The 20,909-nt window shown below is 30.7% G+C and carries 18 protein-coding genes and 2 pseudogenes; 14 read left to right on the plus strand and 6 right to left on the minus strand.

Going from position 1 to position 20,909, the window contains the following annotated elements; translation table 11 throughout:
• Nucleotides 1-45: 45 nt before the first annotated feature.
• Genes alaS through FBF21_RS02690 form a run of 3 tightly spaced genes read left to right on the plus strand, consistent with a single transcriptional unit; the run spans nt 46 to nt 5,053 of the window.
• Nucleotides 46-2,574, plus strand: a complete 2,529-nt coding sequence (gene alaS / locus FBF21_RS02680; RefSeq protein WP_002886142.1) for an alanine--tRNA ligase — start codon at nt 46-48, stop codon at nt 2,572-2,574.
• A complete protein-coding gene (gene maf, locus FBF21_RS02685) occupies nt 2,574-3,125 on the plus strand; it encodes a septum formation inhibitor Maf (protein WP_002886141.1) in 552 nt (183 codons plus the stop codon). Before alaS ends, maf begins: the two co-directional genes overlap by 1 nt.
• Complete coding sequence (locus FBF21_RS02690; protein ID WP_032584039.1) at nt 3,122-5,053, plus strand: penicillin-binding protein 1A; 1,932 nt, start codon at nt 3,122-3,124, stop codon at nt 5,051-5,053. Before maf ends, FBF21_RS02690 begins: the two co-directional genes overlap by 4 nt.
• Nucleotides 5,054-5,080: 27 nt before the next feature.
• Here FBF21_RS02690 and FBF21_RS02695 read toward each other — a convergent pair whose 3' ends face one another.
• Both FBF21_RS02695 and FBF21_RS02700 read right to left on the minus strand, forming a co-directional pair.
• Entirely contained in the window at nt 5,081-7,654 is a 2,574-nt protein-coding gene (locus FBF21_RS02695) for an AAA family ATPase (RefSeq protein ID WP_032590777.1), read from the minus strand.
• 111 nt (nt 7,655-7,765) lie between these two features.
• Entirely contained in the window at nt 7,766-8,056 is a 291-nt protein-coding gene (locus tag FBF21_RS02700; protein ID WP_002869864.1) for a metal-sensing transcriptional repressor, read from the minus strand.
• 126 nt (nt 8,057-8,182) lie between these two features.
• Between FBF21_RS02700 and FBF21_RS02705 the strand changes: the two genes are divergently transcribed.
• From FBF21_RS02705 to FBF21_RS02755, 11 genes and pseudogenes are all read left to right on the plus strand, one after another.
• Nucleotides 8,183-9,517 carry a S41 family peptidase gene (locus FBF21_RS02705; protein WP_002859915.1) on the plus strand — a complete coding sequence of 445 codons (1,335 nt, stop codon included), beginning with the start codon at nt 8,183-8,185 and terminating at the stop codon, nt 9,515-9,517.
• 1 nt (nt 9,518) lies between these two features.
• Nucleotides 9,519-10,229, plus strand: a complete 711-nt coding sequence (purC, locus tag FBF21_RS02710) for a phosphoribosylaminoimidazolesuccinocarboxamide synthase (RefSeq protein WP_002854922.1) — start codon at nt 9,519-9,521, stop codon at nt 10,227-10,229.
• 8 nt (nt 10,230-10,237) lie between these two features.
• The gene (gene purS, locus FBF21_RS02715) at nt 10,238-10,483 is read left to right on the plus strand and encodes a phosphoribosylformylglycinamidine synthase subunit PurS (RefSeq protein ID WP_002858611.1); all 246 of its coding nucleotides are present in this window, start codon (nt 10,238-10,240) and stop codon (nt 10,481-10,483) included.
• A 1-nt stretch (nt 10,484) separates the two neighbouring features.
• Nucleotides 10,485-11,157, plus strand: a pseudogene (gene purQ / locus FBF21_RS02720) (phosphoribosylformylglycinamidine synthase I).
• Nucleotides 11,129-12,325 (plus strand): SH3 domain-containing protein, encoded by a 1,197-nt coding sequence (locus tag FBF21_RS02725; protein ID WP_002869866.1) that lies wholly within the window; start codon nt 11,129-11,131, stop codon nt 12,323-12,325. The pseudogene purQ and the gene FBF21_RS02725 overlap by 29 nt, the downstream one beginning before the upstream one ends.
• Complete coding sequence (locus FBF21_RS02730; RefSeq protein WP_002858620.1) at nt 12,306-12,998, plus strand: lysophospholipid acyltransferase family protein; 693 nt, start codon at nt 12,306-12,308, stop codon at nt 12,996-12,998. Before FBF21_RS02725 ends, FBF21_RS02730 begins: the two co-directional genes overlap by 20 nt.
• Nucleotides 12,992-13,360, plus strand: a complete 369-nt coding sequence (crcB, locus tag FBF21_RS02735) for a fluoride efflux transporter CrcB (protein ID WP_002869867.1) — start codon at nt 12,992-12,994, stop codon at nt 13,358-13,360. The genes FBF21_RS02730 and crcB overlap by 7 nt, the downstream gene beginning before the upstream one ends.
• A gap of 72 nt (nt 13,361-13,432) precedes the next feature.
• Nucleotides 13,433-15,259 carry a molecular chaperone HtpG gene (htpG, locus tag FBF21_RS02740; protein ID WP_002859920.1) on the plus strand — a complete coding sequence of 609 codons (1,827 nt, stop codon included), beginning with the start codon at nt 13,433-13,435 and terminating at the stop codon, nt 15,257-15,259.
• Nucleotides 15,256-15,573: a rhodanese-like domain-containing protein gene (locus FBF21_RS02745; protein ID WP_002859921.1), complete on the plus strand. Its 318-nt coding sequence runs from the start codon at nt 15,256-15,258 to the stop codon at nt 15,571-15,573. The genes htpG and FBF21_RS02745 overlap by 4 nt, the downstream gene beginning before the upstream one ends.
• Nucleotides 15,573-16,007, plus strand: coding sequence for a hypothetical protein (locus FBF21_RS02750; protein ID WP_002869868.1), 435 nt, complete (start codon nt 15,573-15,575; stop codon nt 16,005-16,007). The genes FBF21_RS02745 and FBF21_RS02750 overlap by 1 nt, the downstream gene beginning before the upstream one ends.
• A 3-nt stretch (nt 16,008-16,010) precedes the next feature.
• Nucleotides 16,011-17,779 (plus strand): annotated as a pseudogene (locus FBF21_RS02755) (Na/Pi cotransporter family protein).
• Here the strand turns inward: FBF21_RS02755 and FBF21_RS02760 are convergent.
• Genes FBF21_RS02760 through flgB form a run of 4 tightly spaced genes read right to left on the minus strand, consistent with a single transcriptional unit; the run spans nt 17,776 to nt 20,829 of the window.
• Nucleotides 17,776-19,584, minus strand: coding sequence for a penicillin-binding protein 2 (locus FBF21_RS02760; protein ID WP_002858598.1), 1,809 nt, complete (start codon nt 19,582-19,584; stop codon nt 17,776-17,778). The pseudogene FBF21_RS02755 and the gene FBF21_RS02760 sit on opposite strands and share 4 nt — an antisense overlap.
• Before the next feature lie 6 nt (nt 19,585-19,590).
• Nucleotides 19,591-19,887: a flagellar hook-basal body complex protein FliE gene (gene fliE / locus FBF21_RS02765; RefSeq protein ID WP_002856884.1), complete on the minus strand. Its 297-nt coding sequence runs from the start codon at nt 19,885-19,887 to the stop codon at nt 19,591-19,593.
• Between the two features lie 6 nt (nt 19,888-19,893).
• Complete coding sequence (gene flgC, locus FBF21_RS02770; protein WP_002855235.1) at nt 19,894-20,388, minus strand: flagellar basal body rod protein FlgC; 495 nt, start codon at nt 20,386-20,388, stop codon at nt 19,894-19,896.
• Nucleotides 20,389-20,397: 9 nt separating this feature from the next.
• Nucleotides 20,398-20,829 carry a flagellar basal body rod protein FlgB gene (flgB, locus tag FBF21_RS02775; RefSeq protein ID WP_002859066.1) on the minus strand — a complete coding sequence of 144 codons (432 nt, stop codon included), beginning with the start codon at nt 20,827-20,829 and terminating at the stop codon, nt 20,398-20,400.
• Nucleotides 20,830-20,909: the final 80 nt, after the last annotated feature.

The following is a 20,909-nucleotide window of genomic DNA, read 5'->3' on the forward strand; positions in this document are numbered from 1 at the left end:
ATTTTGGTATGATATGTTTTTATAAAAATTTCTTTAGGAAAATTCATGGATATTAGAAAAGCTTATTTGGATTTTTTTGCATCAAAAGGACATGAGATAACCCCGTCAAGTCCTTTAGTTCCTGATGATGCAACTTTACTTTTTACTAATGCGGGTATGGTGCCTTTTAAAAGTATATTTACAGGAGAAATTCCACGCCCAAACCCTCCACGCAAAACAAGCTGTCAAACTTGTATAAGAGCGGGTGGAAAGCACAATGACTTAGATAATGTAGGATATACCGCACGCCATCATACTTTTTTTGAAATGCTTGGGAATTTTAGCTTTGGGGATTATTTTAAAGAACAAGCCATAGCTTATGCTTGGGAATTTGTAACTGAAGTTTTAAAACTACCTAAAGATAGACTTTATGTAACCGTGCATGAAAACGATGATGAAGCTTTTAATCTATGGCAAAAACACATTCAAAAAGAAAGAATTTACAAATTTGGCGATAAAGATAACTTCTGGCAAATGGGCGATACTGGTCCTTGTGGTCCTTGTAGTGAGATTTTTTATGACCAAGGACAAGAGCATTTTAACTCAAGCGAAGATTATATGGGCGGAGATGGAGATAGATTTTTAGAAATCTGGAATCTTGTTTTCATGCAATACGAAAGAAGTGCTGATGGAGTGCTTAGCCCACTGCCAAAGCCAAGCATTGATACAGGAATGGGGCTTGAAAGAGTAACTGCAATTAAAGAAGGTAAATTTAGCAATTTTGATAGCTCGCTTTTTATGCCAATCATCAATGAAATTTCAAAACTTTGTAATAAAACTTATGTTTATGAAAGCGGAGCAAGTTTTAGAGTCATAGCTGATCATATAAGATCAAGTGTATTTTTGCTTGCACAAGGGGTAAGTTTTGATAAAGAAGGTAGAGGTTATGTTTTGCGTCGTATTTTGCGTCGTGCTTTAAGACATGGATATTTGCTAGGTTTTAAACAAGCTTTTATGTATAAACTAGTTGATATTGTGTGCGATTTAATGGGCGGACATTATACCTATCTTAATGAGAAAAAAGACTTTATAAAAGAACAAATTCGCCTTGAAGAAGAAAGATTTTTAAGCACTATAGAAAATGGGATTGAAATTTTTAATGAAGAGCTTAAAAACACTAAAGAAATTTTTAGCGGAGAAGTAGCCTTTAAGCTTTATGATACTTATGGTTTTCCGCTTGATTTAACGGCTGATATGCTAAGAGAAAAAAATCTTAAAGTTGATGAAGAAAAATTTGAACTTTTCATGAATGAGCAAAAAGCACGCGCTAAGGCTTCTTGGAAAGGAAGTGGAGATAAAACTGCAAGCGGAGATTTTAAAAACTTACTTGAAAAATTTGGAGAAAATCATTTCGTAGGTTATGAAAAAGCAGAATGCGAAAGTAAAATTTTAGCCCTTTTAGATGAAGATTTTAAAGAAGTTTCCACCCTTAAAGATGCGGGTTGGGTGATGCTTGAAAACACACCTTTTTATGCAACAAGTGGGGGACAAAGTGCTGATAGTGGGTTTATAACTAAGCGTGAAGTTTTAGATACGCAAAAGTTTTTTAATCTCAATCTTAGCTTTATAAAAGCAGGCGAAGAACTAAAAGTTGGCGATATAGTTCATGCAAGAATCGATACAGAAAAAAGAGAGCAAATCGCACGCCACCACTCAGCCACTCATCTTTTACACCATGCTTTAAGAGAAATTTTAGGTTCTCATGTAAGCCAAGCAGGATCTTTGGTTGAAAGCAATAAACTAAGATTTGATTTTACTCATCATAAAGCTTTAAGCAAAGAAGAGCTAGAAAGCATTGAAAAAAGAGTCAATGAAATGATTATAAACTCAAGCGAAGCTATCTTAGAAAATATGCCTTTAGAAGAAGCTAAAAAAAGCGGTGCTATAGCATTGTTTAATGAAAAATACCAAGGCAATGTGCGTGTTTTAACTTTAGGTGAAAGCAAAGAACTTTGCGGGGGAACTCATGTTAAAAATACTGCTCAAATAGGAAGTTTTTACATAGTTAAAGAAAGTGGTGTGAGTGCTGGGGTGAGACGCATTGAAGCTGTAGTTTCTAAAGCGGCTTTAGAATTTGTAAAAAATCAACTCGAAGAACTTTCTAAAGTAAAAGATGAACTTAAAAATAATGATATTTTAAGCGGGGTTAAAAAAATTAAAAATGAAATTTTAAGTTTAAAAAATGAGCTTAAAAACTCAAGTAAAACAGAGCTTGATTCTAAAAATATCCAAGGTGTTGAAATTTGCGTAAAGCGTATAGATAATGGCGATATTAAAGCTATGATTGATGATTTTAAAAACAAATTTGCTAAAGCGGTGATTTTACTTATCCAAGTGAAAGATGAAAAAATCACTTTAGCAGCTGGTGTTAAAGATGCACCTTTAAAAGCAGGAGCTTTGGTTAAAGAAGCGGCGCAAATTTTAGGCGGAAATGGCGGTGGAAGAGATGATTTTGCTACTGCAGGTGGAAAAGATTTAAGCAAAATTGATGAAGCTTTAAAACAAAGCTTAGAAACGATAGAAAAAGCACTTTAATGTTAATTCTTGCTTCAAATTCCATTTCAAGGGCTAACTTGCTTAAAACCGCAAAGATTGATTTTAAGCAAGTTAGTTTTGATTATGATGAAAATTTAAATAAAAATATTTCACCTTTTTTATATGTTCAAAAAATAGTTCTTGAAAAAGAAAGACAATTTTTAAGTACTTTAGGCAAAGATTTTCAAAACCAAAATTTGCTTTTTGCAGATAGTATAGTTTGTATAGATGAAAAAATTCTTACCAAAACAAAGGATAAAAAAGAAGCTTATGAAATGCTTGCCTTGCAAAATGGAAAGTATGCAAGTATTTTATCGGCTTTTTTGCTTGTAAAACCTGAAAAAAGAGTTTTTTCTCTTTCAAAAACTACGCTTTATTTTAAAAATTTTGATGAAAATGCTTTAAGAGATTATGTAGAAAATGATCTTTATAAAGGCAAGGCGGGTTGTATTATGTGTGAGGGTTTTCATCAAAATTTCATCACCCAACAAGTAGGAAATCTAAGCACTGCTTTAGGGCTTGATATCCAAACTTTAAAGGCTTATTTATGAAAATATTAAAATATATTTTTTCATTTTTTACTCTTTTGTTTATAGCTGGATTTATTTATGCGGCTTATCTTTTCACAAGTGTTGATACTGAGGGTTATACTTTTAAAGAATACAAACCTCCTCTTACAACACAAATTTATGATAGAAATGGTAAGCTTGTGGCTAATATTTTTGAACAACATCGTTTTTATGCTCCTTATGAAGAGCTTCCTCCACGCCTTATAGAAGCTTTGGTTGCTATAGAAGATACAAGCTTTTTTGAACATAATGGAGTTAATATCGACGCCATTTTTAGAGCTGCCGTAAAAATTATAAAAAGTGGTGGAAAAACCATGGAAGGAGCTTCCACTCTTACTCAGCAATTTATTAAAAACACGGAATTAACTCCAGAAAAAACTATTACGCGTAAAATTCGAGAAGCTTTGCTTGCTTATAAAATGGAAACCATTTTAACCAAGGAACAAATTTTAGAAAGGTATTTAAATTTTATCTTTTTTGGACATGGGTATTATGGAGTAAAAACCGCAGCTTTGGGGTATTTTCATAAAAATTTAAATGAACTAAGCCTTAAAGAGATTGCTATGCTAGTAGGTATGCCAAAAGCACCTAGCAGTTATGATCCTACAAAGCATTTAGATCTTTCCATCTCAAGAGCAAATAATGTTATTTCAAGAATGTATAATCTAGGTTGGATTTCAAAAGCAGATTATGATACAGCCATTAAAGAAATTCCGCAAGTTTATGATGATACGCTTACTCAAAATGCTGCTCCTTATGTTGTAGATGAAGTGATTAAACAATTAAGCCCTAATATCAAAGACTTAAAAACAGGTGGATATAAAATCATTTTAAATATAGACTTAGATGTTCAAAATATGGCGCAAAATGCTTTAAAATTTGGTTATGATGAGATAGTAAAACGCGATAAAGATGCAAATTTAAGCACTTTAAACGGAGCTATGGTCGTGGTAAATCATCAAAGTGGTGATGTTTTAGCTTTGGTAGGCGGGGTTGATTATGAAAAAAGTAATTATAACCGTGCTACTCAAAGTATGCGTCAACCTGGAAGCTCTTTTAAACCTTTTGTGTATCAAGTGGCGATTAATTTAGGATATTCGCCTATGAGTGAAATTGCTGATATTTCTAGAATTTTTGAAGGTGGAGCGGGTAATAATGAGGATTGGAAACCTAAAAATGAAGGGGGTAAATTTTTAGGTTTAATTACCTTAAAAGAAGCTTTAACAAGATCAAGAAATTTAGCTACCATTAATCTCGCACTTGATATGGGGCTGGATGTTCTTTACTCTAAGCTAATGGAATTTGGATTTAAAGATATACCGCCTAATTTATCAATCGTATTGGGAAGTTTTGGTATTTCTCCTTTGGAGTATTCGAAATTTTATACCATGTTTGGGAACTATGGTACGATTAAAGATCCTCAAATTATCAGACAAGTTCAGGATAAAACCGGTAAAACCATCATGGAATTTAACTCAAATGAGCGTAAAGTCAGCGATGAAGCGCAAAGTTTTCTGGTTTTAGATATGATGAGAAATGTTGTTGAAAAAGGCACAGGGCGTAATGCAAGAGTAAAAGATATAGAAATAGCAGGAAAAACAGGAACAACGAATAAAAGTGTTGATGCTTGGTTTTGTGGACTTACGCCTGAAATAGAAGCAATCATTTGGTATGGAAATGATAACAACAAGCCTATGCGTTATACAGAAGGTGGGGCTAGAACAGCTGCTCCTGTGTTTAGAGAATTTTTAACTCAATATATAGAAAAATTCCCTGATACAACTAGAAAATTTAGCATTCCTAATGGAGTTTATCGTGGAAATTATAAAGGAGAAAGTGCTTATTATACCACCAAATCACCATTACCAAAAGCAAATATGAAATTTAATGAAAGCGAGATTATATTTTGAAAGTAGAAAGATCTACTTTCAAAATGATTAAGCTTTTTTGATGATTATTTCATCATCTTTTGCATCAATGATAATGCTATCATTTTCATGAAGTTCATCAGCAAGTATCATATCGCTTAATTTATCTTCTATAAGATCATAAATAGCTCTTCTTAAAGGTCTAGCACCAAAATCAGGGTCAAAACCATCTTTAGCGATTAAAAGGGCTGCATTTTCGCTTAAACTTGCTTTTATTCCCTTGTTTTCTAAGCTCATTTGTAAATCTTTAAATAAAAGCTTGACTATTTCATAAGCTTCATCTTTTCCAAGTGGATTAAAGGTGATAATATCATCTAAACGGTTTAAAAACTCAGGTTTAAAGAAATTTTTTAACTCATTTTTTACCGCATCTTCTTGTTCTTTTCCACTTAAATTCATAATGGCACTTGAGGCGATATTAGAAGTTAGAATGATAATGGTATTTTTAAAATCCACTGTTACACCTTTGCTATCGGTTGCTCTACCATCATCTAAAATCCCTAAAAGCACATTAAATACATCTTTATGTGCTTTTTCAACTTCATCAAACAAAAGTACGCTATAAGGTTTTCTTCGTACGGCTTCAGTAAGCTCTCCACCTTCTTCATGTCCTATATATCCTGGAGGCGCACCTAAGAGTCTTGAAACACTATGTTTTTCCATAAATTCACTCATATCAAAGCGAATCATTGCTTTTTCATCATCAAATAAAAATTTTGCCAAAGCTTTAGCCGATTGTGTTTTTCCTACCCCTGTTGGCCCTAAAAATAAAAAGCTTCCTATAGGTTTATTGTCCGCATTAAGCCCTGCTTTGTTACGTTTAATGGCTCTAGCTAAAGCACTTAAGGCCTTATCTTGTCCTATGACACTTTCTTTTAAATGTTTTTCCACTTCTAAGAATTTTTGTTTTTCAGAAGTTAACATTTTTTGCACGCTAATACCCGTCCATTTGCTTAAAATTCCAGCAACCAAATCCTCATCCACTTGATTTTTAAGTAAAACTCCATTTTCACTCATTTTTTTCCATTTATCTTCTAAGATTTCTACTTCTTTTTCAAGACTTGGAATTTTTCCATACTCTAGCTCGGCTGCTTTTTGAAATTCACCTCTAGCTTTAGCCAAAGAAGCTTCATTTTTAAGCAGATCAATTTCTTTTTTCTTAGCACTTATGCCATCAAAAACACTTTTTTCATTTTCAAACTGTGAATTTAGGGCATTTTGTTTTTCTTTTAAATTAGCTAGTTCTTTTGCGATTTCATCGAGTCTTTTTTGATTTTTTTCATCATTTTCCATTTTTAAAGCTTCATTTTCAACTTCTAAAGTTTCTATATCTTTGCGTACTTTTCTTAAAGAACTTGGTTCGCTTTCAATTTGCATTTTTAGTTCAGCTGCAGCTTCATCGATTAAATCAATGGCCTTATCAGGTAAAAAACGATCTGTTATATAACGCTTTGAAAGTTTAGCTGCGGCTACTAAAGCACTATCATTTATGGTTACATTATGATGAATTTCAAGCTTTTCTTTTATACCCCTTAACATAGCCAAAGCCTCATTAACACTTGGCTCACCTACATTTACAGGTTGAAAACGGCGTTGCAAGGCTGCATCTTTTTCAAAATATTTACGATATTCTTTTAAAGTAGTTGCACCTATGGTATGGAGTTCACCTCTTGCAAGAGCAGGTTTTAAAATATTTGCCGCATCCATGCTGCCTTCACTCGCTCCAGCTCCTACTATAGTGTGAATTTCATCGATAAAAAGAATGATATTTTCACTTTTTATCACTTCATTAACCACAGCTTTTAATCTATCTTCAAATTCTCCTCTGTATTTTGCACCTGCAATTAAAGCACTCATATCAAGAGCGATGACTTTTTTATTTTGCAAAGATTTTGGAACATCTTTTTTAATAATTCTTTGTGCTAAAGCTTCTACTATAGCTGTTTTTCCTACGCCTGGTTCACCTAAAAGTATAGGGTTGTTTTTGGTTTTGCGTATTAAAATTTGCATTAAACGTTCGATTTCTTCTTCTCTGCCTATAACAGGATCAAGTTTACCCTCGCTTGCCTTTAAGGTTAAATCTATACCAAATTTATTTAAGCTATCTAAAGTTTCATCGCTTGTTTTGCTATCCATTTTTCGTCCCGCTCTTAGACTTTCAAGCTCTTTTTGAAATTCTCTTAAATCTAAAAATTGCGCCAAAATTTCTTTAATAGGACTTTTTTGACTTTCACTTATAAGCCAAGTATCCACACTTAAATAACTATCTCCATTAGCACTCATTAATCCTTTAGCATTTTCTAATGAATTTATAAGTTCATTGGAAAAGCGTATATTTTCACGGTTTACATTTGAACTCGTTGCAAGTTTTGAAATTCTGCTTTTAATTTCAAGCTCTAAGGCTTCTTTAGAAATATTTAATTTATTTAAAATTTGATTTAAAATACTTGCATTATCTACGCTTAAAGCCCATAAAAGATGTAAAGGTACAACTTCATTATTTTTAGAATGTATAGCTAAAGATGCTGCACTTTCAAGGTTTGAAAGCATATTATCAGTTAAAAAATCTTGTATATTTGCCATGTTTTATCCTTTATTTAGTTTATATACTTGCTATTATATAACTTTAGTCATATAATGTCAAGTTAATTGAGTAAAATTTTTTAAATAATAGGACAAATGACTAATTTTAGATTATTTCATAAACATATCTATAGCCTTGTTTAGTTCTTTTATACTTTGAATATCATTTTCTTCTATAGCATGTACCATACAATGAGCTAAATGTTCTTTTAAAACTACTTTTGCAGTATTGTTAACTTCGGCTTTTACGGCAGCAAGCTGGATTAAAATTTCACTACAGTCTTTGTCATTTTCAACCATTCTTTTAATAGCGCTTAAATGCCCTATGGTTCTACTTAGACGATTGCAAACTGCTTTAAGATGTTTTTGAGAATGTGTATGAGTATGTTTTTCTTGGCACATTGTATTAACTTTCTTTTTGGAATTTTTAGTCTATTTTAACATATTTTTAAGAATTTAAATTTATTTACGAAGTTTTAAGCAATTTTTATTAAAATTTACTCTTTAAACTAATTAAACTAAAACTCAATGATGGAGCTTATTTTGAAAACAAAACGATTTTTTGCGGGTCTTGCAGGCTTTGCCACTACTTTTATTTTATGTCTATTTTTAACAAGTCATTTACAAGCTAAAGTTGATCAAAAAGAAGAGCAGGTTCAAAAACGCCTAGAAGCTTTAGATAAGCTTACAAAAACTCTTGCTATAGTAGAGCAATACTATGTGGATGATCAAAATATCAGCAATTTGGTGGATAAATCTTTATCAGGACTTTTAAGCAATCTTGATGCGCATTCTTCTTTTTTAAATGAAAAAGATTTTAATGATATGAAAATTCAAACCAATGGTGAATTTGGTGGCCTTGGTATAACCGTAGGTATGAAAGATGGCGCTTTAACAGTTGTTTCTCCTATAGAAGGAACACCAGCAGATAAAGCAGGGATAAAATCAGGAGATATTATTTTAAAAATTAATGATAAGGCCACTTTAGGAATTAATCTCAATGATGCTGTAGATAAAATGCGTGGTAAGCCAAAAACTCAAATCACTTTAACCATTTTTAGAAAAGGTACAACAAAACCTTTTGATGTTACACTTACAAGAGAAATTATTAAGATAGAAAGTGTTTATGCAAAAATGATAGAAAATGAAAACATTCTTTATCTTAGGGTTACAAATTTTGATAAAAATGTTGTAGATGTGGCAAGTAAAGAACTTAAAAAATATCCTAATGTTAAAGGAGTTATTTTAGATCTTAGAAATAATCCTGGTGGACTTTTAAATCAAGCCATAGGACTTGTAAATTTATTTGTAGATAAAGGTGTTATTGTTTCTCAAAAAGGACGCATCGCAAGTGAAAATCAAGAATATAAAGCCGATCCTAAAAACAAAATTTCTAATGCTTCTTTGGTTGTGCTTGTAAATGGTGGAAGTGCTAGTGCAAGTGAAATCGTAAGTGGAGCTTTACAAGATCTTAAACGCGGTGTTATTGTGGGTGAAAATACTTTTGGAAAAGGTAGTGTTCAGCAAATCATACCTATTAATAAAACTGAAGCTTTAAGGCTTACTATCGCAAGATATTATCTTCCAAGCGGGCGTACTATTCAAGCAGTGGGTGTAAAACCTGATATTGAAGTTTTTCCAGGTAAAGTAAATACTCAAGAAGATGGTTTTTCTATAAAAGAAAGCGACTTAAAACAACATTTAGAAAGCGAGCTTGAAAAAATAGATAAAAATAAAAAAGAAGATAAACAAGAAAATAAAGACAATAAAAATCTAATCAGTCAAAAACAAATCAATGATGACGCGCAGTTAAAATCAGCTATTGATACTATTAAAATTTTAAATATCAAACAAGGACAATAAAATGACAAAAAAAGAAATGCTTTACGAAGGAAAAGGTAAAAAACTTTTCAAAACTGATGATGAAAATTTACTAATTAGTGAGTTTAAAGATGATTTAACTGCTTTTAATGCAGAAAAAAGAGGCAATGAAAGTGGAAAAGGTGCATTAAACTGTAAAATCAGTACTGAAATTTTTCATTTGCTCGAAAAAAATGGGATTAAAACCCATTTGGTAGAAACTATAAGCGATACAGAACAAGTGGTTAAAAAATGTAAAATTGTTCCTATTGAAGTTATAGTACGCAATGTTGCAACAGGTTCTCTTACAAAAAGACTGGGCATTAAAGATGGCACTGTGCTACCTTTTGCTTTGGTGGAATTTTGTCTTAAAGATGATGCCTTAGGCGATCCTTTTATCAATGATGAGCATTGTTTGATTTTAAATTTAGTGCAAAATGAAGCTCAAATTAGTGAAATTAAAAATATGGCTAGAAAGATTAACTCTATTTTAACTCCATTTTTTGACAATAAAAATTTAAGGCTGATTGACTTTAAAATCGAACTGGGTTTAACTAAAGATAATGAACTTGTTTTAGCCGATGAAATAAGCCCTGATAGTTGTAGATTTTGGGATAAATTTAGTAATGAAAAATTGGACAAAGATAGATTTCGTCAAGATCTAGGTAATGTAAAAATGGCTTATGAAGAAGTTTTAAAAAGAATATTAAATTAAGGAAAAATATGGAAGTTATTGTAAATATTTCTTTAAAAAATGGGGTTTTAGATCCACAAGGCAAAGCGGTGGAAAAAGCTTTGCATTCTTTAAATTTTAATAGTGTTAAAGAAGTAAAAATAGCAAAACAAATCAAAATTTCTCTTGATGAGAAAGATGAAAAATTAGCCAAAGAACAAGTAAAAAAAATGTGTGAAGAGTTGTTGGTAAATAGCGTCATTGAAGATTATGAGCTTATAATTGAGAAAGAGTAAAATGAAAGTTGCTATTATTAGATTTCTAGGGACAAATTGTGAATTTGATACAGCTTATGCCTTTGAAAAACTTGGAGTAAAAACGCAGATTATTTGGCATGAAGAAAAAGAATTTGATGCAGATTTAGTTGTTTTGCCAGGCGGATTTTCTTATGGAGATTATCTAAGATGTGCAGCTATTGCAAAACTTGCTCCTGCTATGCAAGGTGTTTTTAATCATGCAAAAAAGGGAGGATATATCTTAGGTATTTGTAATGGTTTTCAAATTTTACTTGAAAGCGGTCTTTTAAAAGGTGCAATGAAGCATAATAACAATCTTAGTTTTATCTCAAAAAACCAAAATTTAAGAGTAGTTTCTAATGGTAATGCCTTTTTGAAAAATTTCAAAAAAGATGAAATTATTAATTTACCAATTGCCCATGGAGAGGGAAATTATTACGCTGATGAGGCTATTTTAAAAGAATTGCAAGATAAAGATCTTATTACTTTAAAATACGAGCCAAATCCAAATGGTTCTGTATTTGATATCGCAGGAATTTGTGATGAAAACAAAAAAATCTTTGGACTCATGCCACATCCTGAGCGTGCTTGTGAAAAAGTCCTAGGTAATGATATAGGTTTGAAAATGCTTAAAGGCTTTTTATTTTGAAAATTTTATTAACTTTAATTTTTAGTGTTGTTGTATTGTTTGGCAGGGGTGAAATTTCTGTATTTAGCGGCCAAGATGAAAATATGCAAAAAGAATTACAAAAATTACCCCAAGAAGAACAAAAAATTTATCAAAATATTCCGCCAAGTGATGAAAACAATGACTTTGAAAGCAATGTAGATGATCCTTTTGTAGCTAAAGGGAGTTTGGTTCTTACAAATAATGAATATCCAAGTAGGGTATATGTTGGAGAAGTTTTTCCTATTACGATCTATGCTCGCACTACGGAAAATACAAAATTTGATTTTAACATAAGCGTAGAAAAAACTAACTTATCTTTTTTAAATCCAGATGCAAAATGGGAATTTATCAATAACGAATATAAAACAACTTTATGGTTTGAAGCCAAAAATTCAAATGCTAGTTTGAGTAAAATTTCTATCAAACTTCTTAGAAATAATGAAGCTTTTCAAGAGGCTGATATCAATCTTAATCCTATCAAATTTGAAAATACTTTATCCAATAAAGATTTTTCACACCTTGTGGCAAGTTCTTTGGAAATTAAAAAAGTTAAAGCGAGTTATTTTGATGATGCTAATATCATTATGATGGTAGAACTAAACGCAACCAATACAAATCTTAAAAGCTTTTTTATAGAAGGAATTCAAAAGCAAGGTATTGAAAATTTAAAAGGGGACTTTAATGCTTCTAGTGCTTTTTATTATGCTATTTTGCCATTAAGTAAAACAAATTTTGAATTTTCGTATTTCAATAAGGACAGTAAAAAGCTTGAAAATATAAATTTAAAACTAAAAATTAGTGACGATGAGATCAGCACTCAGAGTGATTTAAATCCTGTAAATAAAGACTTAAATATTTATAAACAATATACCTTATGGTTTTTAGCGGTTTTATTTGGAGCTTTATTTGTATGGAGAAAAAATTACATTATTCTGGCTTTGGCAGTTGTTTGTTTTGTACTTAGTTTTCTTGTAGATACCAATACTCAAAATGCAATTATCAAGGCTGGTTCTAGGGCTAAAATCTTACCTACAGAGCCTTCAACTTATTTTTATACGGCAAATGCAGATGAAAAAGTAGAAGTTTTGGGCAAAAGACAAAATTATATTAAAGTACTGTTTTCTGATGGAAAAATAGGTTGGGTTAATAAAGATGATTTACAAAAAAATTAAAGCTCTTTATTTTTGGATTTTTTTTGTTTTAAGTGTTGCTTTGGTGATTTTTTGTTTTTGCTTTACAAAATCTCAAAACACACTTTGGAAAATCCGCAAAATTTGGGCTAAATTTCAAAGATATACTATCTCTTATAAACAAGAAATCATTGGCACTTTTAATCCGCAAGCTCAGATGATTTTAATGAATCATCAAAGTGCTTTAGATATCATCGCTTTAGAAGAATTATATCCTAAAAATTTATGCTGGATTGCCAAAAAAGAATTAGGAGAAATTCCTATTTTCAAAGTTGCTATGAAAAAACCAAAACTTCTTTGTATAGATAGAAAAAATCCGCGTGATTTGGTACGAGTTTTAAAAGAAGCAAAAGAAAGAATTAGTGAAGATAGGGTTTTGGCTATTTTTCCAGAAGGAACTAGATCTAAAAATGAAAAAATGCTTAAATTTCAAAGTGGAGCAAAAATTTTAAGTGAAAAATTAAATCTTAAAGTTCAACCCATTTTAATTGTGGATTCTGCAAAAATTTTAGACACAAAAAGTTTTAGTGCAAGCAGCGGAGTGCTTAAAATCATTTGTATGGATTTAGTCGATACAAATGATGAAAAATGGCTTGAAAACACTAGAAAAAAAATGCAAGAATTACTCGATCAAGAAAGAGCTAAGCTTTGCTAAATACCCTTTTAGTTGTTGGTTTTGGGGGATTTATAGGAGCAATCTTAAGAATGTTTTCTATTAATTTAGTGAATAAATTTTTTCCTTATTCTATCAGCCTTGGAACTCTTTTTGTTAATGTTTTGGGTTCTTTTATCATAGGACTTTTGTTTTCTTATGCACAAAATAAATGTTTATCTCCTTTACTTAAAAGCTTTATAAGTACAGGTTTTTTAGGAGCTTTTACAACTTTTTCTACTTTTTCTTATCAAAATTTACTTCTTTTGCAAAGTGGAAATTATCCTCATTTTGCGTTAAATATTATCTTAAATGTCTTTCTTTGCTTATTTGCCGCATGGCTTGGTTTTATAATTTTCAAATAAATCTTTAAATTTACTTTAGAATTTGTATTTTTTGCTAAAATACCACTTTAAAAAATTACAAAGGAAGTTAAAATGCAATTTCAAACCGAAGTCAATCAGCTTTTACAGCTTATGATACATTCTTTATATTCTAATAAAGAAATTTTTTTAAGAGAACTTATTTCAAATGCAAGCGATGCTTTAGATAAGCTTAATTTTTTAAGCGTAAGTGATGATAAATATAAAAGCTTAAAATTTGAACCTAAAATTGAAATCAAAATTGATAAAGATAAAAAAACTTTAAGTATTAGTGATAATGGTATAGGTATGGATAAAGATGATCTTATCAACAATCTTGGAACCATAGCAAAAAGCGGCACTAAAAGCTTTTTAGAAAATTTGAGCGGTGATGCTAAAAAAGATTCTCAACTCATAGGACAATTTGGAGTAGGTTTTTATTCTGCTTTTATGGTGGCTAGCAAAATCGAAGTTTTAAGTAAAAAAGCTTTAGATGATAAAGCTTATCTTTGGAGTTCCGATGCAAATGGTTATGAGATTAATGACGCAAGCAAAGAAGAACAAGGAACAAGCATTACTTTATATTTAAAAGATGATGAGTTTGCTAATACTTATAAAATCGAAAGCATTATAGAAAAATATTCTAATCATATTCAATTTCCAATTTTCATGGAAAAAGAAGAATTTACTCCTGCTAAAGAGGGCGAAGAAGAAGGAAAAACTGAACTTAAAATTTCTCAAATCAATAAAGCCAACGCTTTATGGAGAATGCAAAAATCAAGCCTTAAAGCAGAAGATTATGAAAGATTTTATGAGCAAAATTTTCATGATTCAAACAAACCTTTACTTTATCTTCACACTAAAAGCGAAGGAAAATTAGAATACAATTCCTTATTTTTCATACCACAAAATGCACCTTTTGATTTATTCCGTGTGGATTATCAAAGCGGCTTAAAACTTTATGTAAAACGTGTATTTATCAGCGATGATGATAAAGAACTTTTACCAACTTATTTGCGTTTTGTGCGTGGGATTATCGATGTAGAAGATTTACCACTTAATGTAAGCCGTGAAATTTTACAAGAAAATCAAATTTTAAAAGGTGTTAAAGAAGCTAGCGTTAAAAAGATTTTAGGTGAACTTGAAAAACTTAAAAACAATGATAAAGAAAAATACTTATCTTTCTTTAAAACCTTTGGTAAGGTATTAAAAGAAGGACTTTATGGTTTTGGCGGAGAAAAAGACAGTCTTTTAAAACTCATGCTTTATAAAAGCACCAAAGGTGAAAATTTACGCTCTTTAGAAGAGTATAAAAATGACCTTCAAGGCGAGCAAAAGGAAATTTTTTATATAGCAGGAAATAATGAAAGTTTATTAAGAACCTCTCCTTTACTTGAAGAATATAAGCAAAAAAATATAGAAGTTTTACTCATGGATGATGAGATTGATTCTTTAGTAACTCCTATGCTAGAATTTGAAGGTTTGAAATTTGTAGCCATTAATCAAGTAGAAGATAAAAATGAACTAAGCGATGAAGAAAAAAATACTTTTGCTCCACTTGTAGCTAAATTTAAAGAACTTCTAAAAGATCAAGTTGAAGATGTAAGACTAACCAGTCGCTTGAAAGATAGCCCAAGTTGTATAGTTTACGATAAAAATAAACCTGATTTTGCTATGCAACAACTCTTAAAACAAATGGGTCAAGAACAAAATTTCAAACCTATTTTAGAAATCAATCCAAAGCACGCTATTTTTACAGGTCTTAAAAACAACGAAAGTTTTAGTGCAGATATAGCAACCCTAGTTTTAAATATGGCAAAACTAAGCGAAGGTATGGGAGTGGATAATCCTGCTGAATTTAATGCAAGCCTTGCAAAAATTATCAATAAGGCTTTTTCATGATAGAAAATATCCCTGCAAGTCTTTGGACAAAGCAAGATTTAAACGCATATCAAATTTTTGATGTGCGTACTCCTTTAGAATGGGAAGAAGGTATTTTACCTAATGCGCAATGTGTGGCTTTATATGATAATCAAGGGCTTTTAAATGCTAAATTTTTAGATGAATTTCAAAGCAAAAGAGATGAAAGTAAAAAACTTGCTTTTATTTGTCGTAGTGGCCATAGAAGCATGGTTGCAGCTGAATTTATAGCTGAAAAATTGGGACTTGAAAGCATCAATTTAGATGGCGGAATGCTAGCCCTTAAGAGTTATTAATGCTAGGAATTTATTTACTCATAGCAGCTTTGTCTTTTTTAGCTCTTTATTTTGCTGTTAAAAAGCTTACTTTAAATATAGACGAGCAAACCCTTTTAGAGCCTATTAAAATGGATGTTTATCCGAAATTTTGCGATTTAATCGATGAAAAAATCAGACAATTTAAAGAAAATGTCCAAAATACTAATTTAGCATTAAAAAATTCTGATCAAAAAGATGAATTTTTAGAAAAACTTGGGGATTTAAGCAGAGAGTTGACTTTCATACAAACCATGAATTTAAGCAATAAAAACGATAGTATCTGGCAAAATGAACTTTTTTCTTTTTTAAAGGAATTAGAAAATTTATTGCTTGAGTATCTAGAAAAAGGCGAAGAAGAAGCCGAAAATTTAAGAGAATTTCTGATGAATGAATTTGAAAAACTAAAAGGTTAGGCATTGCAAGAGGAAAGAAATTCTTTAAAATATTTTAAATTTATTTCATGGAGTATTTTTACTTTAGTTCTGATTTTTATTTTAATTCGTTATGACGAGCTTGCCAATCTTTTAGCAGGAGTGGCAATACTTCTTATTGGAATGACTAATTTAGGTATAGGTTTTAAAGCTTTTAGTGGTGGTTTGCTTGAAAAAATTTTAGCGAAGTCAACCGATACAAAGATAAAAAGTATACTTTTTGGTACTTTAAGTACTTTAATTATGCAATCTTCAACTTTAGTTTCTATTATTACGATTTCTTTTTTGAGTGCAGGGCTTATTTCTTTGGGTGCGGGCATAGGGATTATTTTTGGAGCAAATTTAGGAAATACGGCAAGTTCTTGGCTGATTGTTGGTTTGACAAATATTAAAATTTCAATGCTAGCTATCCCACTTTTGATTATTGGAGTATTATTTTTCTTTCAAAAAGATAGTGTTTTAAAAGGTTTGGGTAATATTTTTATTGGTATAGGATTTTTCTTTTTGGGTGTGGATTATATTAAAAGTGGTTTTGAAAATTTTAAACATATAATTGATCTTTCTCGTTTTGATTTTGCTGGTTTTAAAGGAGTTTTTGTTTTTTTAGGATTAGGTGCTTTGCTTACAGGAGTTATACAATCAAGCACAGCTACAATGGCTATTATTGTCGCTGCTTTACTTGCAGGACAAATCAGTTTGAAAATTCCTTAGCAGCAACTTTAGGTACTAGTGTTGGAGGAGTTGTAACGGCTGTTTTAGCTTCTTTAAGTACCAATATTGAAGGAAAGAAATTAGCGTTTGCAAGTTGTATTTTTAATTTTGGTATAGCTTTTTTAATAGTGCTTATTTTTCCTTATTTTATACATTTTCTTAATTTTTTATCCATTGTATTAAACATAGAAGATATAGCTTTGAAAGTAGCATTATTTCACACTTTGTTTAATTTAATTGGTGTTGTGCTTTTTTCATTCTTTACTCCTCAAATTGTTCTTTTTTTAAATAAGATAGTAAAAGCTCCTAAAGATAAGAATAAAGACAAGCCTTTATATCTTGATAGTAGTTTGGTTAAGTTTAGTGACACAGCCATCGAAGCTTTAAGGAAAGAAAGCGAGCATCTTTATAACAATACCTATGCAATTGTTGCTCATGCTATAGGTTTTAGTCGTAAAGATATACAAAGTGATAAAAGTTTTAAAGAAATTTTAGAAAATAAAAAGTGGTTTAGTAAAAATGTGGATTTGGACTATTTGTATCAAACTAGGATAAAGGTTCTTTTTGAAGCTATTATCGATTTTTCAACTAAAGCACAAGTTTATATTAACGATGAAACAAAGAATCATAAAATTTTTACCTTTAAGATGGCAGCTAAAAATTTAGCCGAAACAACTAAAAATTTAAAAATTATCCAAGCAAATATTAAGAAATATTCTAGTTCTTCTAATGAATTTTTGGCTTTAGAGTACAATAAAATTAGATCGAATTTAGGAGAGCTTTTAAGAAGTATCGAAGAGCTTAGAGTTGTTGAAGATCGTGAAAAGCTTTATTTGATTATTAAAAATCTTCAAAAAGGAAAAGAAATTTTAAAAGAAATCGATACTTTAACCTTGAGCAATGTTGAACATCTTATTTCAGTAAGAAAAATCACAACAGCTGAAGGAATTTCAATACTTAATGATACAACTTTTGCTGCTAAGATTGCTGAAGAACTTATAGGTGCTGTTGAGGTGATATTTTCTAAAGATATATCAAACTAGTTGTTTGTGCTAGTTTGGTTATTGTCTTGTATAGGCGTTAGAAATTCTTCATTGATTAAAATATCAACAACATCTTTAAACATAGGCAAAGCACTTTGTGCAGCATAATAACTATAAGGTTTAGTAGGATGTCTTACGAGAACTCCTATGGTATAGGCGTGATTTAAATCATTTGCAAAACCAAAAAAGGATGCATTGTAGCGATTTGAGGTGTAACCTTGTCTTTCGGCTATTCTTGCCGTTCCTGTTTTACCTCCTGCAATAATACCTTGTGTAATTGCCTTTTTTCCTGTTCCTTTTTCTATAACATTTATAAGAACATTTTGCATCGTTTTAGCGGCTTCGCTAGAAAGAATTTTTTCTTTTTTTACATCATCATCAAGATTTGTAAAGCGTCCATTTTGATAGAATTTTTCAGCTAAACGTGGTGTGATATAAAACCCATCATTGTTGAAAACATTATAAGCTGCAAGGAGTTGTATAAAGGTTGTTTTAAGTCCATAACCATAACTTAAAACAGATTTTTCTATATCTCTTAAGCGCTTAGGATTTGGAATTTCTCCTTTTTGTTCATAGGGTAGATCAATACCACTTTTTTCGCCAAATTTAAATATTTTAAGTCCTGATACGATTTCTATATTGTTAAGCCTTTTAGCAATTTGTATCATGCCTATATTTGAAGAATATCTTATAACTTCCTCCATAGTCATTTTGTCCATTTTGTGATCGTCTTTGATGGTGAAACGTCCTAGCTTGTAAGAACCGCCATAAGTATTAATCACTTCATCCATTTTTATTTTACCAAGTCTTAAGGCTGTTGTAAAGATAAAAGGTTTGATAACAGAACCTGCTTCATAGCCGTATTCTATAGCGCTTGCATTAAGAACTGATAGATCCTTTCCGCGATTTTGTGGGTCATAACGCCTTGAGCTTGCTAGAGCTAAAATTCTTCCTGTTTTACTTTCCATTACCCCAACGATGATTTCATTGGCTTTTAAATCCTCATTTCTTTGATCTATAGCTTTCTCTATACTTTTTTGCAGTTTTAAAGAAAGATTTAAATATAAATCACAACCATTGATCTTTTTTTGTTGTAGTGAATTTAGATTTAAAATAATATTTCCACCTATATCTTTAAGTCCTTGAATTTTTTCATTTTGAACAGGGCTTAGACATGCATCGTAGTATTTTTCTAAACCTTTAACTCCTATATTTTTTAAAATTCCACTTTCTGGATCTAATATCATTTTAGTATAACCGATAATAGGAGTAAAAGAATCTTTTGACATGTAAATTCTATCTTCTTCATGTTCGATGATATTTAATCCTCTTGTTTCAACTCTTCCTGAGTTATTTGTAAAAGCTTTGAAAAAACCTTGTATATAAAGTTTTTTAGCAAGATCTTTAAGGTAGCTTGCTTGCTTGGAGTCTAAGTTTTGTAAAAGAACAAAATTATAAGAGCGTTTTTTTTGATTTTGCATTCTTTTTTTAATATCTGCTACTTGATCGTTACTTATCCCACTATAAATTTGAAAAAGCTTTAAAAATAGATCAAATTTATCTTTGTTAATGCTTCTAAGATCAATTTCAGCACGATAAATTTGTTTAGAACTTGTGATAGTAAAATTATCTTTGGTTATAATCGATCCTCTTAGAGCAAGAGCGTATTGATCTTTTTCAGTGTTAGGTATATGACGTTTTGATGTAAGAAAAAAAGTAGAGCTGATAAAAATAATCATAAACAAAAGTGCCATGCAGTAGGCAAAGGCAACTTTTGAAACCCTATTTTTTTTATATTCTTGCATTAGGGTTTAAATTTGAGTTCTTGTGATTTCTTTATAAGCACTGATTGCTTTATTTCTTACTTCTAGCATAAATTTCATGCTGCTTTCAGCTTTAGTGATAGCTATAGCTGCTTGATGTAAATCTTTTACTTGTCCTGTGGCAATGTCTGTCATTGCAGCTTCTCCACTTTCTTGTGCTTTATTTAAATCATCGATTTCATTTTTAAGCATCTTGGCAAATTCATCACCAATTCCTGTGGAATTTTGACTTTTGTTGGTATTTGAAATATTATTATTTAATCTTAAATCATTAATATTGTTCATTTTTTATTATCCTCTTAATAAATCAATCGCACTTTGAGCTATAGTTTTTGCACTTGTAAAAGCACTTACATTGGCTTGATAAGCTCTTGTAGCTTCAATCAAATCTGCCATTTCAATAACAGGGTTTACATTTGGATACGCTACATAACCTTCAGCATTTGCATCAGGATGGCTTGGATCATACTTCATACGAAAATCTTTGTCATCTCTGACCACTTTATCCACTACAACACTTTGAATAGCAGGTTTAGCTTCTTCTGGCGAACTTGGATCATTTAAAGGATTTTCATATTTTAAAAAATTATTATCTTTGTTAATTTGCTCATTTAAAAGCTTATCAAAATCTGTTGCTTTAAAGATCACTTCGCGTCTTCTATAAGGCCCACCTTCAGCTGTTCTTGTAGTGTTTGCATTAGCTATATTAGAGCTAATAACATTCATTCTAAAACGTTGAGCACTTAAACCATAACCACTAATATCAAAATCACTTAAGTATGCCATAATTTACCTTTAACTTAATTTAGAGCTTGCATCAAGTATAGAACTAAAGATATTGCTTTGTCTTCTTAAAACTCCATCAAGAGCTGTTATCATAACTGTATTTTTACTCATTTCTGTAGTTTCTACATCTAGATCAACAGTATTTGCATCATTTCTTGCCAAATGACCATCTCTTAAGTAAATAGTAGATTTACTAGGATCAGGAAATTTCCAAGGTTTTTGATGCCCTTCTTCGGTTACTGCCAATTCTAATTCTTTTTTGTCATTTTTTTTGAAAATTTCATTTGCACGATTTACCAAAGCTGTTTCAAATTCAATATCTCTTGCTTTATAAAAAGGAGTATCAACATTTGCAAGATTGGCATTGATGAGTTGATTTCTTAGATTTCTACCCGCTAAAGCACCAGTGACTAGTTCTTTTGATTTAAATGGGTTAATCATTTTTTATCCTTTTTATAATTTTTAATATTAACAAGCAAATACTGTTCCAATTTAACTATTTTGTATAAAAATATCAAAAA

Source organism: Campylobacter sp. CFSAN093238, from assembly GCF_012898015.1.
GTDB lineage: Bacteria > Campylobacterota > Campylobacteria > Campylobacterales > Campylobacteraceae > Campylobacter_D > Campylobacter_D jejuni.